The 16,991-nt window shown below is 24.5% G+C and carries 15 protein-coding genes; 3 read left to right on the forward strand and 12 right to left on the reverse strand.

Annotated elements, in window-relative coordinates; all coding sequences use genetic code 11:
- Nucleotide 1: 1 nt before the first annotated feature.
- The 11 genes from rplS to HF862_RS03450 all read right to left on the reverse strand — a co-directional run bounded on the left by rplS (nt 2) and on the right by HF862_RS03450 (nt 11,140).
- Nucleotides 2-352, reverse strand: coding sequence for a 50S ribosomal protein L19 (gene rplS, locus HF862_RS03400; RefSeq protein WP_170186526.1), 351 nt, complete (start codon nt 350-352; stop codon nt 2-4).
- A gap of 145 nt (nt 353-497) precedes the next feature.
- Nucleotides 498-1,454, reverse strand: a complete 957-nt coding sequence (locus HF862_RS03405; protein ID WP_170186527.1) for a TAXI family TRAP transporter solute-binding subunit — start codon at nt 1,452-1,454, stop codon at nt 498-500.
- Nucleotides 1,441-2,802, reverse strand: coding sequence for a sigma-54 dependent transcriptional regulator (locus HF862_RS03410; protein WP_170186528.1), 1,362 nt, complete (start codon nt 2,800-2,802; stop codon nt 1,441-1,443). The genes HF862_RS03405 and HF862_RS03410 overlap by 14 nt, the downstream gene beginning before the upstream one ends.
- The gene (locus tag HF862_RS03415) at nt 2,799-4,802 is read right to left on the reverse strand and encodes a transporter substrate-binding domain-containing protein (protein ID WP_170186529.1); all 2,004 of its coding nucleotides are present in this window, start codon (nt 4,800-4,802) and stop codon (nt 2,799-2,801) included. Before HF862_RS03415 ends, HF862_RS03410 begins: the two co-directional genes overlap by 4 nt.
- Nucleotides 4,803-4,901: 99 nt before the next feature.
- On the reverse strand, nt 4,902-5,303 hold the full coding sequence (locus tag HF862_RS03420; RefSeq protein WP_170186530.1) for a C-GCAxxG-C-C family (seleno)protein: 402 nt from the start codon (nt 5,301-5,303) through the stop codon (nt 4,902-4,904).
- A gap of 194 nt (nt 5,304-5,497) precedes the next feature.
- Nucleotides 5,498-6,985, reverse strand: coding sequence for a sodium:alanine symporter family protein (locus HF862_RS03425; protein ID WP_170186531.1), 1,488 nt, complete (start codon nt 6,983-6,985; stop codon nt 5,498-5,500).
- 184 nt (nt 6,986-7,169) lie between these two features.
- The gene (locus HF862_RS03430) at nt 7,170-8,123 is read right to left on the reverse strand and encodes a 2-hydroxyacid dehydrogenase (RefSeq protein ID WP_170186532.1); all 954 of its coding nucleotides are present in this window, start codon (nt 8,121-8,123) and stop codon (nt 7,170-7,172) included.
- Nucleotides 8,124-8,177: 54 nt separating this feature from the next.
- The gene (gene hpf / locus HF862_RS03435; protein WP_170186533.1) at nt 8,178-8,723 is read right to left on the reverse strand and encodes a ribosome hibernation-promoting factor, HPF/YfiA family; all 546 of its coding nucleotides are present in this window, start codon (nt 8,721-8,723) and stop codon (nt 8,178-8,180) included.
- 115 nt (nt 8,724-8,838) lie between these two features.
- Complete coding sequence (locus HF862_RS03440; protein ID WP_170186534.1) at nt 8,839-9,522, reverse strand: ABC transporter ATP-binding protein; 684 nt, start codon at nt 9,520-9,522, stop codon at nt 8,839-8,841.
- Nucleotides 9,515-10,678, reverse strand: a complete 1,164-nt coding sequence (locus HF862_RS03445) for an ABC transporter permease (protein WP_170186535.1) — start codon at nt 10,676-10,678, stop codon at nt 9,515-9,517. Before HF862_RS03445 ends, HF862_RS03440 begins: the two co-directional genes overlap by 8 nt.
- A gap of 18 nt (nt 10,679-10,696) precedes the next feature.
- On the reverse strand, nt 10,697-11,140 hold the full coding sequence (locus tag HF862_RS03450; protein WP_170186536.1) for a YkvA family protein: 444 nt from the start codon (nt 11,138-11,140) through the stop codon (nt 10,697-10,699).
- 205 nt (nt 11,141-11,345) lie between these two features.
- Here HF862_RS03450 and HF862_RS03455 point away from each other — a divergent pair, with 205 nt between their 5' ends.
- Nucleotides 11,346-13,124 (forward strand): aminopeptidase P family N-terminal domain-containing protein, encoded by a 1,779-nt coding sequence (locus HF862_RS03455; protein WP_170186537.1) that lies wholly within the window; start codon nt 11,346-11,348, stop codon nt 13,122-13,124.
- 123 nt (nt 13,125-13,247) lie between these two features.
- A complete protein-coding gene (locus HF862_RS03460; protein ID WP_051532599.1) occupies nt 13,248-13,598 on the forward strand; it encodes an ankyrin repeat domain-containing protein in 351 nt (116 codons plus the stop codon).
- A gap of 17 nt (nt 13,599-13,615) precedes the next feature.
- On the opposite strand, the gene HF862_RS03465 is transcribed toward HF862_RS03460, so the two are convergent.
- The gene (locus HF862_RS03465; protein WP_170186538.1) at nt 13,616-15,064 is read right to left on the reverse strand and encodes a putative glycoside hydrolase; all 1,449 of its coding nucleotides are present in this window, start codon (nt 15,062-15,064) and stop codon (nt 13,616-13,618) included.
- A gap of 117 nt (nt 15,065-15,181) precedes the next feature.
- On the opposite strand from HF862_RS03465, the gene HF862_RS03470 reads away from it, so the two are divergent.
- Complete coding sequence (locus HF862_RS03470; RefSeq protein ID WP_170186539.1) at nt 15,182-16,894, forward strand: ABC transporter ATP-binding protein; 1,713 nt, start codon at nt 15,182-15,184, stop codon at nt 16,892-16,894.
- Nucleotides 16,895-16,991 lie beyond the last annotated feature (97 nt).

Raw genomic sequence — 16,991 nt, forward strand, 5'->3', positions numbered from 1 at the left:
ACTACTTTCTAAGTTCTTTAATTCTTGCTTTTTTACCAGAAAGTCCTCTTAAGTAGTAAAGTTTAGATCTTCTTACTCTTCCTACTTTAACAACTTCTATTTTATCTACCATTGGAGAGTTTAAAGGTATTATTCTTTCTACTCCAACTCCGTCTACTACTTTTCTTACTGTACATGATTTAGCAATTCCAGAACCAGATACTCTGATTACAGTTCCTTGGAATAATTGTACTCTTTCTTTGTTTCCTTCTACAACTTTGTAGTAAACTCCTACTGTATCTCCTGATTTAAATTGAGGGATATCAGTTCTTAAATAATTTTGCTCAACAAGAGCGATTAATTTTTCTTTCATTTATAAATCCTCCCTTTAGATATTCATAATAATTTTTATAATTTTTAGCGGAATATCTAGTTATTAACTTTGTTATTCTAACATAAAAAGCTTATTTTGTCAATGATTTTCTCCTATATAAAATCATATTTTTAACTTTAAATTTTTACTTCCATAATTTTTTTTCTTTATAATATTTTATAGCTCCCTCATGAAAAGGTATTTCTACATTTTTTGAATAATTTTCTAAAGAAACATTTCTCTTTACAGAAATATGAGTTTCTTTTATTTTATCTAAATTTTCAAAAAATGCTTTTGTTATTTCATAAACAACATCTTCAGATAAATTTCCATCAACTAATAATAAATTTTGTACAGCAACTGTTTTTACTGATTTATTAATATTATAATCATTTGGAGTAATTATCCCTCTAAAGAAAAATGGCCATTTTTCTTTTAAATTATTATACCCTTCATCACTGATTTCAACAAAACTTATAGGAACTTCATTGGCTAAATTATAAATTATTTCATTTGGAATAGTATTTGTTAAAAATATTGCATCCAAAAGATTACTTTTTAATTGTTCTATAATTTCTCCAGGAGTTAAATATACTATATCACTATCTTCATACTTCATATTATGAGCTTCATATAACAATCTAGCATTTAATTCTACACCAGAATTATATATTCCAATTCCTATTCTTTTTCCTTTTAAATCTTCAAAAGTTTTTATCCCTGAATCTCTTAGAGTAACTATCTGAGTAAAATTTGGATGTAAACCTGTAATACATTTTAGATTTTTCATAGGACCTTTTATTTTATAAGCACCAACTCCATTATAAGCTTGATATACTGAATCTGACATAGATATAGCCATATCCACTTTTTTTAGAAATAGAAAATCTATATTTTCTCCTGAACCAGCTGTAGATTGAGCTGAAGAATTATATCCAGCCTCTTTTATAATTTCAGCAATAACAACTCCTGTTGGGTAGAAAACTCCATCTATTGGTCCTGTTCCTATACTTATAAAAGGTTTCTTATCCTTTCCATAACCTATTAAACTTAATATTAAACTTAAAATAATTATTACTATTTTTTTATTATTGTAACTCATACTCATTTATCTTATTCCTTAATCCTCTCTCACTGATTCCAAGCATATCAGCAGTTTTCTTCCTATGTCCATTATTTTTCTTTAATACCACTTCTATTAAAAGTTTCTCTACCTCTTTCAAAGTCATATTTGTTAAATCTTTTCCCTCTACAACATATTCCTCTTTTTTATCTTTAGTAAATCTCTCTATAAAACCATTTGGTAAAGCATCTTTTTCTATAATTTCTCCTTGGGATAATAAAACTCCACATTCTATAATATTAGCTAACTCTCTTACATTTCCAGGATAATCATATTCTAATAAAAGTTTTTCTACTTCTCTATTCATTCCTTTTACATCTTTTGACATCTCTTTATTAGAAATATTTATAAAATGATTAAATAAAAGTGGTAAATCAACTTTTCTCTCTCTCAATGGTGGAATTTTTAATTCTATAACATTTAATCTGAAATATAAATCTTTTCTAAAAGTTCCCTCTTCTACCATCTTTCTCAAATCTTTATTTGTAGCAGCTATAATTCTAACATCTATTTCAATAGGGTCATTGGCTCCTAAAGGAATAAAACTTTTTTCTTGAATAACCCTTAATAATTTTGATTGAAGATTAAGACTCATATCTCCTATCTCATCTAAAAAAATTGTCCCCTTGTTAGCATACTGAAATTTTCCAATTTTGTCAGATATAGCATTTGTAAAAGTTCCCTTTTTATGCCCAAAAAATTCCTCTTCTAATAATCCTTCTGGAATTGCAGCACAATTTACCTCTACAAATTTATTATTTTTCCTTTTTCCTGAAAAATGAATTGCCCTTGCTACCAACTCTTTTCCTGTTCCACTTTCTCCTGTAATCATAACACTAGTTTCTACATCTTTTAATTTTTCAATTAAATTGAAGATTTTTTTCATCCCTTCACTTTTTCCAATTATTCCCTCATATTGATATTTATTTTGTAATTCTTTATTAAGATATTGAATCTCCTCACTCATTCCCTGATATTCTAGAGCTTTACTGATAACTATATATAATTCTTCTAAATTCATTGGTTTTGTTAAATATGTATAGGCCCCTTTTTTCATTGCTTCAACAGAAGATAAAATAGACCCATAAGCTGTCATAACTATTACTATAATATCTTTATTTATCTCTTTTATCTTTTCTAAAACTTCTAATCCATCTATATCTCCTATTCTTAAATCCAATAAAACTAAATTTATATTTTCAGTTTTTATTATTTCTAACCCTTCATTTGGATTTAATGTAGAATATACTTTATATTTATCTTCTAAAGCAAAGGTTAAAGAAGAACAAATTCCTATTTCATCATCTATTATAAGTATATTTTTCAATTTATCACCTCGAAAATAATTGTAAATTTTGAATATTTTTCTTTTTTACTTTCAACATATAATTGTCCATTATTTTTTTCTATTAGTTGCTTAGATAAAGATAGACCTAATCCTGTTCCCTTACTTTTAGTTGTATAAAAAACTTCAAAAATATTTTTTAATTCTTCCTCTGTCATTCCTATTCCTTCATCTAAAATTTCTAAGACAATATAATTTTCTGCTATATAACCATTAATTTTTATCTTTAATTCTTCTTCTAATTTTAATTTTTCTCTTTTTTCTTTAATAGCATCAATGGCGTTTAAAAGTAAATTTATTATAACTTGTTTTAGTTGTCCTGCATCACCCTTTGTTATAAGTTTATCTAATATATTTAGTTCTAATTTTATTTTATTTTTATCCAAAGTTGGTTTCAATAAAATAATTGAAGAATTTATAATCTCATATATATTTATAGTATTTATTAGATTCTGTTTCGGTCTTACATAATCTATTAAATTTTCTATCAATTTATTTACTCTCTCTACCTCTTTAGGAACTATAGTTACTATTTGTTCTCTAAATTTTTCATTATCTTTTTTTATTGGCAATAATTCTATATAGGTTTTTATTGCAGTCATTGGATTTCTTATTTCATGAGCTATTCCTGCTATTATAGTAGTTATGGCAGCATCTTTTTCTTTTCTCATTATTTTATCCTTATATCTTTTTTCTTCTGTAAACTCTTCCATTGTCAAAAATACTCCAATATTATTTTTTTGATAATCTAATAAAGGATATAAAGTATATCTATAATATTCTTCTTTTTCATTATTTAAAACTTTTATCTCTTTTGTAATATGAGCTTTATTCTTAAATACAGTTTCTTCAAAAATCCCATTTCCTAAAATTTTTTCTATTATTGGATAATTATAATAAGTTTTTCCTTTAAAATCTCCTTTAGGACAAAATAAATTAATTGCATTTTTATTCATAAAAGTTATTCTTCTAAATCTATCTAAAATTGTTATACATCTAGGACTACTTTCACAAATTATACTATTTAATTCATTATTATTTCTAATTTCTATAATTTTTTTCTCTAACTCTTCATTACTTTTTCTAAGTTCTGAAGTTCTTTCTTTTACTGCTTTTTTTAATTGAAGGTTTAAAAAGGAAATTACTAATAATATTAATACTAAAAATCCAGCTACTATTGATATTGTTTTTAATTTTTTTAGCATCTCTTTTTCTCTTTCTAGTTCTGCTTCTTTATTCCATTTAAAAAATAATTTTTCATATTCTCCTGTAATTTTTAAATTTTTAATCTCTTCATTCAAAGTTTTTATAAGTTTTTCATTTATATATGGTACTCCTATATAATAACTTACAGGGGCTGTATAACTATTGACTATCTCATATTTATTTTTAAACTCATCTGTTAAAAGCATATATTCAGCTATCTCTTTAACACCAATTATAAAATCTGCTCTATTTAATTTTAAAAGTTCATATAAAGATTTTTGGTCAAAAACAATATTAAAATTTATTTTTTTCATTGTTTTCAAATAATTATATTCAGAAGAATCCTTTTCTACTCCAACTAAAAAATTTGAATTTCCAAATCCTTCTTTTAATTTATTTATCTTATTTTTAGGGGCAACTATACAAATAGTATAATCCCCAATACTTTCTGTATGCCTATACTTATTTTCCAATTCTTTTTCAAACCTAATTCCTAAAATAAGGTCCACTTCTCTTTTTCTCAATTTTTCTAAAGATTTGTTTTTATCCATTTGGATAAATTTAAAATCTATATTACATTTTTCTCCTATCAAATTTAATAAGTCTATATTAAATCCCTTAATTTCTCCATTCTCTATAAACTGTAAAGGTGGTTGTTTTCCCTCTACAGCTACAATGTATTGTTCTTTTTTCTGATTACTTTCTTTTTCTATAGAAACGGCATTTACCATAATAGAATAAAAAAAGAAAATAAAAATCATTATATTTTTCTTCATTGTTTTCACCTAAAATTAATTATCTAATCAGTTCATTATATAATATCATATAGATTTTGTCAAAATTATAAAAAGGGAATTACAAAATTCCCTTTTCTTTTACTTCTTATATTCTGGTGCTACTTCCTCAATAAATTTTTCAAAAACATCAGCTGCTATCTCTACAGTTTTCCAACATCTTTCTTTTTCAGTTTTGTATTTTATTTTTAATTCATTACACATACTTGTTTTTAATTTTTTTTCATAATCTTCTATTAATTTTGTACATACTTTATGAAATAATTCTTTTTCCATATGTACCATAACTCCTAAAATAGATAATCCTCCTGTTAAAGCTCCACAAGTTCTACCACAACCCATTCCTCCACCAAAAGCTGTCACCACTTCTCTCATTTTTTCATCTAGTCCTAAATTATAATATTCATTACTTGCTAAAAATATACTTTCAGCACAATTATATGATTTTTCTAAATAATATTTTTTGGCTATATCTTTTAACATTTTTTCCTCCTATTTTTTATAAATTATAACATATTTTTATAAAATAGAGAAAAATCTAAAAATTAAATTTTTATAAATTATTATTGTTTTTTTATAAAAATCTAAATATTTTTATCATTATATAAAAACTTTTTAATTAATTTTATAAAAAAGTCATTGTAAAATTTTACAATGACTTAAAATTTATTTGCTTTCTATTTTTTTCTTTTTTTTTCATAATCTCTTAAGGAAGCTATAGCTTGATTTGATAATGGAATTATTGCTATCATATTAAATACTGTCATTAATGCTACTCCTAAATCTCCTAAATCCCAAACCCAGTTATATTGAGCTATTCCTCCAAAGAATAACATTAATAATCCAACTAATTTATAAGCGTGTTGAGCCCACCACTTATCTCCAAATAAAAAAGCTAATATTCCTCTTGAATAAAACATAATTCCTAAGAAAGTACTAAAACTAAATAGAAATAAAATAACAGCTATAAATATAACTCCAATTTCTCCTATATGATAATTCATAGCAGTTTGTAATAAATCCATCCCCATTAAACCTTTTGTTAAATCATTTGGAGCCAATAAAATTATAAAAGCTGAACAACTACAAATAAATAATGTATCTATAAATACTCCAAAAGCTTGAATTAAACCTTGTTTTGAAGGATGAGAAACATCAGCTGCTGCTGCTGCATTAGGGGCTGAACCTGAACCAGCTTCATTTGAGAATAATCCTCTTTTTACCCCATTCATTATTACAGCTCCAAATCCTCCAGATACAACTTGTTTAAATCCAAAAGCTTCCTCTAATATCTCTCCAAACATACTTGGTAATAAACCAATATTTTTTATCATAATAAATATAGTTATTAAAAGATATAAACAAGCCATTATAGGAACTATTTTATCTAAAATATTTACTACACTATTTTTCTTAAATATAATAATAGCTGAAATAATTACTAAAGCTATTGTTGTTTGTAAAGGTGGAATTGAAAAAGCATTTACAAATGATTGTGAAACTGAGTTAGCTACAATTTGACTTATTCCAGCCCAACAAATTAAAGCTGAAATTGAAAATAAAATAGCTATTGTTTTAAAACCACAAGATTGTCTGTAGTGAGTTCCATATGTTGTTGAAGCTACATCTGATTCATCAAGATTTTCTTCTACAAGAACATCATCAGCTCTTACCTCTGTCATTAATTTCATTCTACTTATGTAGTAAGAAGGTCCACCTCTAAATCCTCCGTATAGTGGGTCTTTTTCTTTGTAAATTTGAGCTAAAGTAGATTCTACAAATGAAGTAGCAGCTCCAAATATAGCTACTACCCACATCCAAAATACAGCTCCAGCTCCTCCAAAAGAAACAGCAGCTGCTACTCCAGCTAGATTTCCCATTCCAACTCTTGTAGCAGTAGCCACTATTAAAGCTTGTAATCCTGAAATTGCTTTTTCATTATTTGTTTCTTTAGGTTCTAAAGTAACTCTTATCATTTCAGGAAATAATCTAAATGGTAAAAACTTAGTTCTTACTGTAAACAATATTCCTACTGGTAATAAAATTAATACCATTATACTTAATCCTATTTTAGTGTTTCCAATACTAATTGTAAAAAGGTCTCCCCATAAAAGATTATTTAATCCTCTTACAATAGCAACTATAAAATTTTCTATAATTTCCATCTTCTCCCCCAAAAATATATTTTTAATGAATTTATTATAGAATAATTTTATTTATATGTCAATATTTTTTTAAACATTTTTTTTTAAACATTTTTTATTTTGATTTTTACATTTTGTTGAATATTTTAAAATAAAAATAAGTTTTCACTATATATTTTTATAATGAAAACTTATTTTTCTACTTTTATAATTTTACAATATTTGTCGGTGTTCCTTTTAAATAATTAATTACATTATCAAAAGTAATTTTAGCTCTTATTTTCATTGATTCGTGTGAAGCAAAGGCCACATGTGGAGTTAAAATTGTATTTTTAGCATTTAATAATGGATAATCTGATGGAATAGGTGGCTCCATATCAAAGACATCTATTCCAGCTCCAGCTATTTTTTCTTCATTTAGTATTTCAGCTAAAGCCTTATTATCTACTACTCCACCTCTAGCACAATTTATTAATATGCTTGTTTCTTTCATTAATTCTAATTTTTCTTTAGAAATAAATCCTTTAGTATTATCATCTAATGGAAGATGAAGGGAAATTATATCTGAAGTTTTCATTAACTCATCTATATTAACATATCTTATTCCTAAATTTTTTGCTTCTTCATTTTCTACTACATCATATCCTAATAAGTTAGCTCCCATACATTTAAATAAATTAGCTGTCATTGTTCCTATTCTACCTGTTCCTATAATTCCAACAGTTTTTCCTCTTATTTCTCCACCAATAAGTCCAGCTATAGTTCCACCTTTTCTTATAGCTGAATTACATTTATTTATATTTCTCATTAAATCTAATGTCAATCCAATTACTAATTCAGCCACAGCATTATTAGCATAACCAGCAGCATTACACACAATTATATTTCTTTCTTTAACTAATTTTCCAACATGGTCAAATCCTGTAAAAGCTATTGAAATCATTTTTAAATTAGGAGCAGATTCAATAACTTCATTAGGTAATGGGTTATTAGCTATCATTAAAATATCAGCATCAGAAACTCTTTTTTTCATCTCTTCTATATCTGTTGTTTTAGTATCATAATAAATAAATTCATGTCCCATATTTATTATTTCTTTGCTTAAATTATCTATTACATTTTTTGACACAACTAATGGTTCTATTAATTTTACTTTCATATCTCCTCCCTATTTCATTAAAAAGCAGGTCTTAAAAGACCTGCAAAATATTTTTTATTCATCTGTTGGCTCTACATGAGCATAGTTTCCATCTCTTTTTTTGTAAACAACATTCATTTGTTGAGTTTCCTCATTATTAAAGATGTAAAAATCTTTTCCTAAAGTTTCCATTTGAAGAATTGCTTCATCTAATGTCATAGGTTTTGATTCCATAGAAACTTTTACTATTTGTTTTGTTGCTTCTGTGGAAACTGTATTTGTTGCTAAATCAAATTTAAATACTCTTTGAGAAACAACATCATTATTATCTCTTAATTTTTCTTTATATTTTCTTATTTGTCCTTCTAATATACTTGTTGCTTTATCTATAGCTACATAAAGGTCTCCCTCTGTTGAAACTGCTTTTAATACTGTTCCGTTAATATGAGCTCTCATTTCAGCAGTATGAGAAGGCCCTTTTTTTAATTTTACAGCTGATAATGTAACTACAACTTCACTAATACGGTCGAAAAATTTATCTAATTTCTCTACTCTTTTTACTGCATAATCATTAATAGGGTCTGTAACAACTAAATGTCTTCCGTTTATAGATATTTTCATAAACACCACTCCTTCTAGTACCTCTAGTATAATCTTGATGTACCATTTTTATAACTCTCTCCCTCTTCTAGAGAAGTTATTTATAACCCTTAGACGAATTTTTTGTTTTTTTTGTTTAATTTTCTAAAAATAATTTTCCATTTTTTACAGAATAACTTTTATCTGTTATATTTGCCAATTCTCTAGAGTGAGTTACAACAATTATTGTTTGTTTATTTTCCTTATTTATCTTTTTTAAAAGATTGTGAATTTCATTACTTGTTTCCTCATCTAAATTTCCTGTAGGCTCATCAGCTAAAATTATTTTTGGATTATTTATTAAAGCTCTGGCTATGGCAACTCTTTGTTTTTCTCCACCAGATAATTGATTTGGTTTATGATAATATCTCTCTCCTAAACCAACCTTATTTAAAATGTCTTTTGCCTTTTCCTCTATATTTTTTTTATCATTATAATTTGTAAGTAAAGCTGGTAACATTACATTTTCTAAAGCTGTAAATTCTGGTAAAAGATAGTGAAATTGAAAAACAAAACCAATATCTTTATTTTTTAATATATCTATTTTCTTATGATTTCCCCTATCTATTTTTTCTCCACATATATAAATCTCTCCACTATCTATTGTATCTAAAAGTCCAATAACATTTAATAGAGTAGATTTTCCAGAACCTGATTTTCCTACAATAGATATAAATTCTCCCTCTTCAATAGTTAAATTTAAATCTTTTAATATATGTAAAGTTTCACTAACTCCCTTATATTCTTTATAAATATTTTTCAATTCTAGTATATTACTCATATCTCAATGCCTCCATTGTTTCCATTTTTCCTGCTCTATAAGCTGGAAATATACTTGATAAAAATATTACTATAAAGTTTATAAATACTATTATTAAAATCTCTTTTGCTGATATTTCTATAGGCACTTTGCTTAAATAATAAATACTTGTTATTCCTGCTATTGAATAATTTTTTATATACCATAAAATTCCTAAAGAAAGCATTACTCCTATAAAAATTCCTATAACTCCTAAAAGCATTCCCTCTATTAAAAATATTTTCATTATATTTTTTTTAGTAAATCCCATAGCTCTCATTATTCCAATATCTTTTATCTTTTCTCTAACCAACATATTCATTATAACCCAAACAACAAATCCAGCTATAACAACTATTAAAGAAAATACAATTATCATTACAGTTTTTTCTAAAGCCAAAGCAGATAATAAATTTTTATTTTGAGAACCCCAAGTTCTATTAAATACTCCAAATTTTTCAAACAACTCATTAGAAATTTTTTCAGCTTCATAAGGATTATAAAGAGTTATTTCTAAATTTGTAATTCTATCCTCCATATACATCATATATTGAGCTGTTTCTAAAGGAATAATTACCATATTTATATCATATTCATAATAACCACTTTCAAAAACTCCAGCTATTTCAAAAGGTAACTCTTGATTTTCTGCTGATACCACAGTGATTTTATTCCCTATTTTTGCTCCAAGTTGTTTGTATAATTCATTTCCTATGTAAATCCCATTTTTCTTTTGAGGATTTATCTTTCCAGCAACTATTTTTTTATCTAACTCAATAGCTTCTTGAGCTTTTTTTATATCAAACCCCTCTATTTTTACCCCAGAAATATAATCTCCATAAACTCCTTTATATTTAATAAGTCCTTGAGTAGAAATTTTAGGTAAAACTCCCTTTACTTCTGGAATTTTTCTTATTTCTTTTTCTAATTTTTCATATTCTATTTTATTATTTACATCATATACACTAACATGACTACTTAATGATAAAATACTATCAATCATATTTTTATCAAGTCCATTAGAAATACCAATAGAGACAATTAATACAGTAATTCCTATCATTATCCCTATAATACCTATGATACTTTGTTTCTTTTTTTCTAGTATGTGTTTTTTAGCTATAAAGAACTCAAACATCTATTCTCCTTTAAAAATTTATATATATTTTTCTAAATCTTCATCTAACTCAGGAAACCAATCTTGTAATTTTAATTTTGCTTTTCCTTTTACATCTTCATCAATATAATCACTTAATTTTTTAATAACTATTGTTAGAGCTGCAATATCATCAATAAATCCAACTCCTAAAAGTAAATCTGGAACTAAATCTATTGGAGCAATTAAATAACCTAAAGCTCCAACTATCAAGGCTTTTTCTTGAATAGAAATATCATCTCTTTGTAAAATATAATATAGAATAAGAGCATAATAAATTCCCTTAACTCCTATTTTAGTTGCAAATTTTTTAATTTTATCCCAAAAATTATCCTCTTCAAAAAACTTTCTATATTCATCTGTATTAAAATTTTCTTCTGTTAATTTATCTTCTTCAAATTTCCCCTCTAATATTTCATATTCTTTTTCTTTATTTATTTCCATAACTTTCCTCCCTTTTTTATTTTATTATACAAATTTTTTTTAATTTTTAAAAGGTATAATTTTTGTATATTTTTTATGATATAATATTAAAAAAAATTAGGAGGATAGGAGTATTATATTTATAAATTGCTAATAATAAATAAAATTTTATAATTAAAAAATATTTCTATTTTAGCAAAGAAAATATAATGCTTTTAAAAAAATTATGGATAATTTAACTAATAAAAAGATTAATAAAATAAGAAATTTAATGAAAAAAAATCAAATAAACTTTTTTATTTTACCACTTTCAGATTACCACAACAGTGAATATCCTTGTGGTTATTTTAAAGCTTTAAGATTTGTATCAGGTTTTACTGGTTCTAATGGAACTCTTTTAATCTCTGAAACTGAGTCTTTCCTTTGGACTGATGGAAGATATTTTAGTCAGTGTGAAAAAGAATTAAAAGATAGTGAAATAAAATTAATGAAGATGGCTGTTACAGGTTATCCATCTCTTTTAGAATTTATTGAAAAAAATATTTCAAAAAATCAAATTTTAGGTTTTGATGGTAGATTATTTTCATATGATACTTACTATAAAATATTTCAAATTTCTAAAAAAAATAATTTTGAAATAAAAAATAATATAGATTTTATTGATGAAATATGGAAAGATAGACCAGTTCTACCAAAAGAAAAAGCCTATATTTTAGATGAAACTTATACAGGATTGTCTTTTAATAAAAAATTAGAATTAATAAGAGACAATATGAAAAAAAATAATTGTACTACTTACATTTTATCTTCATTAGAAGATATAGCTTGGTTATTCAATTTAAGAGGAAATGATATTCAATATAATCCTTTTATTTTATCTTATTCTGTAATAACTTTAGATAAAGTTTTATTATTTGTAGATATTTCAAAAATTGATAAAAATGTAGAAAATTACTTAAATAAAAACTCTATAGAAATATTTGATTATTTTGAAATATATAATTATATAAAAAATATTTCTGTTAATGAAACTATTTTAATAGATTATCAAAATACAAATAGTTTTATTATTGAGAGTATAAATAAAGATATAAAAGTTATAAATAAAGAAAATCCTACAATACTACTAAAAGCAATAAAAAATGAAACTGAAATAAATAATACAATAAAAGCTCATATAAAAGATGGTATTGCTTTAACTAAATTTATGTATTGGTTAAAAAATATAAAAGATAAAAAAATTTCAGAGCTTGATATAGTAGAAAAGATAGAAGAATTTAGAAAAAAAGATAGTAGTTATCTTGGAAATAATTTTAGTACCATAGCTGCTTTTGGTAAAAATTCTCCTATGATGCACTACCTACCTACTGAAAATTCTTATTCAAATATAGAAAAAGGAAATTTTTTACTTGTGGATACAGGAGGACATTATTTATTTGGAAGTAGTGATACAACTAGAACTTTTGCAATAGGTGAAGTTACTCAAGAAATGAAAAAACACTATACCTATGTTTTAAAAAGTTTAATCTCTCTTTCTAAAGCAAAATTTCCTGAAGGGACTCTTTGTGGAAATTTAGATACTATTGCTAGAAATGTAATTTGGAATTTAACTCTTGATTATAGATGTGCTACAGGTCATGGAGTTGGATATGTAGGTAGTGTACATGAAGGACCAAATATTTTAAGAGGAACTAGCCAAGTACCTATGAAAAAATCTATGATAACAACTGTTGAACCAGGAATATATTTAGAAAATCTATATGGAATTCGTCTTGAAAATGAAATTTTAACAAGAGAATTTTGTAAAAATGAGTATGGAACTTTTTTAAATTTTGAAACTATAACTTTTGTTCCTTTTGATTTTGATGCTGTAGATTTAGAATATTTATCTAAAGATGAAATAGAATGGTTAAATAATTTTAATAATCGTGTTTTCAACACATTAAGACCTTTTTTAGAAGAAAAAGAAGTTTTTTGGTTAGAAAATTTTACTAAAAAATTTTAATTTTTTATAATAAAACACTTGAAATTTAAAAAAAATATAGTATAATATGTACTGAATGTTATTTTTTTAAAATCAAAATAAAAAGGAGAAAAAATTTAAAACAAAATGGAATTGTTAGCGTTTTTGGAGAACAACGATATTGAAAACTTTGAGGAAAATTTAAGTATTATTACTGTGGAAGAAAAAAATTCAAAAGGATTTACTATTCTTCATCTAGCTGTTGAAGAGGGAAAATATGAATTTGTAGATGCTCTTATGTATCATGGAGCTGACCCTAATGTTGAGAATAAAAACCATGAAACACCTCTACATATTGCAGCTAAAAAAGATTTTCATAAAATTTTCAAATTACTTTGGGAATATGGTGCTGACCTTGGTCAAGAAGATTATAAAGGAAGAACTCCTAAAGATATAGCTTTAGAAAACTCTAGTAAAAAAGTTTTAAAAGAAATTGAAGAAATAGAAGAAGATTAAAAAAATTAGGTGTTGGATTAGTCCAACACCTTTTTATTTTCTTGAAAATCTGATATTAAATTTTCTAATACTCCATCATAAGTTGGTAAAGTTTTTATATCAATATCTCCATTATAAATATTTTCTCTTATATTTTCACATGTTTTTTCCTGTAATAAATTATATAACTCTCTTTCTTTTTTATAACTTATTAAATTATATTCATTAGAAGCATTCCAAATCAAATATTCTTCTATTCCTAAATCTTCTAATGCTTTTATCTGTTCATTAATTTCAAATTCAGTATAAATATTATAATTTTTTATCCATTTAGCTGTAAATCCTTGTATCCATGGGCGTATAACTGCTGGATTATCCACTTTAGAATTTCTTTCTATAGAATCTTTTGTAGTTTCATAAACTATTTTATAAGGGTTAAAATCTGGAGTATCTACTCCATAGGAATTTTTAGCATAATGGCTAGGGTACATCATAGGAGAAATATAATCAGAATATCCACTTATAGCTTCCCAATATTGCCCAAGGCCCATATCATCTTGAAAAGTTCCAACCTGTCCAAAAACATCTATGTTTAAAAATATATTTTTTTCCTTTGTAGTTTCATATATTTTTTTAATAAATTGTTGAATTGTTTTAGGCTTTGATAATTTATCTTTATTTTTTATTTCATTTGAAGATTCAGGAAATCTTACATAATCAAGTTGAATCTCATCAACACCTAATTTTATTCCCTCTTCACACAAAAATTTTATATAATTTAAAAATCTTTCACTATAAGGTAATACCCACATTTCTTTATTTTTATTTAATTTTATTTTTTCTTCTGGAAAAGATTTTAAATAAACTTCATCTTTAAAAACTACTATTCTCCCTATTAAATATATATTATTTTCTTTTAATTTTTTTATAATTTCCTCTGGACTTTTTAAATAATATTCTTTTCTAGCAAAAGGATTCAAAGTATCTAATTCTTCCCCCATATCACAAATAATTTTTCCACTCTCATCTTTTATATCAATAACAAAAGTATTAATTTCAGTATCTTTGGTTAATTCTATAAGTTTATCCAATTTTTTTCTATTTCTCAAAGAGTAAGAATTTACATATATTCCTCTCACATCATTTTTTAAATGTTTCTCTAGAACATTTTTTTGTGGAAATTTATCAATTTGTAAATCCTCCCATTTTTCTAAATAATTTTCCTGTTTATCAAAAGAAATATATTTTTTATCAATCCAACCAATTTTTATATTAAAATTTTTATAATATATAATTTGAACTTTATTATTTTTCTCTTTTATCACTTTCACCAATAAATTTTTATTAATTTCATCTATTTCTTTCATATTATCAAATTTTTCCAAAACAGGAACTTTGTAATTTGTTATATAATACAAATAATCTACTTTTAACATATTTAAAGGAATTAAAATAGTTATTATGTATATAATTATCAAGTTTATCATTTTATTCCTCCTTTAAAATATTTATTTTATTTGACACTAAAATATAAAAAAAGTTTATCTTTAGTTTTATAAAATATGTTATAATTAGTAGATATTATATTAAAAAAGAGGGATTATATGATTAAAAGATTTTTAAGTTATTATAAACCGTTTAAAAAAATTTTTATTTTGGATATGTTAGCTTCTTTTTTCATTGCTTGTTTAGGTATGCTTTATCCTATAACTACAAGAGTTATGTTAAATGATTTAATTCCAAATAAAAATTATAAAATGATTTATATATTTGGATTTATTTTACTTATAACTTATATTATAAGAATGTTACTTAGATATTTTGTTCAATATTATGGTCATATTATGGGTGTAAAAATGCAAGCTCAAATGAGAAGTGAGATGTTTAAAAAAATTCAAAAATTACCTTACTCTTATTATGATAACCATGAAACAGGAAAAATTATGTCAAGAATGACAAATGATTTAATGGATATTAGCGAATTAGCTCATCATGCTCCTGAAAACTTTTTTATTTTTGGAATTATGATTGTAGGTTCTTTTATCTATTTATTAACTATTGAAAAAACTCTTACTCTTATTATTTTCACTTGTGTTCCTGTAATGATAATAGTTTCTGCTACTTTTAAAAATAGAATGAGAGATGCTTTTATGGAAAGTAGAAAAAGTATTGCTGTTATTAATTCCTCACTAGAAAGTAGTATTTCTGGAATCAGAGTTACAAAGGCTTTTAATAATTCAGAGATTGAACAAGAAAAATTTGAAATTGGAAATAATGAGTTTGTAGAAGCTAGAAGAAAAGCTTATAAGGCTATGGGACAATTTTTTTCATCTACAACTTTTATAACAGATTTTTTCAATGTTATTGTACTTATAGCTGGTGGAGTTTTTCTTTTTCAAAATAAAATAAGTTCTGGAGATTATGCAACTTTTATTATATCTGTAAATCTTTTTATAACTCCACTTACAAAACTTATTGATTTTATAGAACAATATCAAAATGGAGTTACAGGTTTTAAAAGATTTTTAGAGATAATGGATGAAACTCCTGAGAAAAATCCTGAAAATTCTATTGAATTAAAAAATATAGTTGGAAATATAGAGTTTAAAGATGTAGCTTTTTCATATAATGATTCTAAGCAAATCTTAAAAAATCTTTCTTTCTCTATTCCTGCTGGTAAAAAAATTGCTTTTGTTGGACCTAGTGGAGAGGGAAAAACTACTATTTGTCATTTAATACCTAAATTTTATAAAATAAATTCTGGAAAAATTACTATAGATGGAATTGATATTAATAAAATTAATTTAGAAGCTTTAAGAAGTCATATAGGAATTGTTCAACAAGATGTATATCTTTTTGGTGGAACTATAAAAGAAAATATCCTTTATGGAAATCCAAAAGCTACTGATGAAGAAATCTATGAAGCTGCTAAAAAATCTAATATTCATGATTATATTATGTCTTTAGAAAAAGGATATGATACTGAAATTGGAGAAAGAGGTGTAAAACTTTCTGGTGGACAAAAACAAAGGTTATCCATTGCTAGAGTTTTCTTAAAAAATCCAGCTATATTAATATTAGATGAAGCTACAAGTGCTTTAGATAATACTACAGAAATATTTATTCAAAAAGAATTAGAAGAACTTTCAAAGGGTAGAACTACTTTAGTTGTTGCTCATAGATTATCCACTATAAAAAATGCTGATGAAATCTTTGTTATTTTAAATGGTAATATTCAAGAAAGAGGAAATCATCAGGAATTATTAGATAAAAAAGGAATTTATTTTGATTTATATTCTTCTATGTTTAATAAATAATTTATATTTTTTATAAAATAAAGGGACTATAAATTATGTTATAAAAATAAAATTTATCTCCATAAAAATTTTATTTATTATTAACATTTTTATATGT

The organism is Fusobacterium sp. FSA-380-WT-3A, assembly GCF_012843705.1.
GTDB lineage: Bacteria > Fusobacteriota > Fusobacteriia > Fusobacteriales > Fusobacteriaceae > Fusobacterium_B.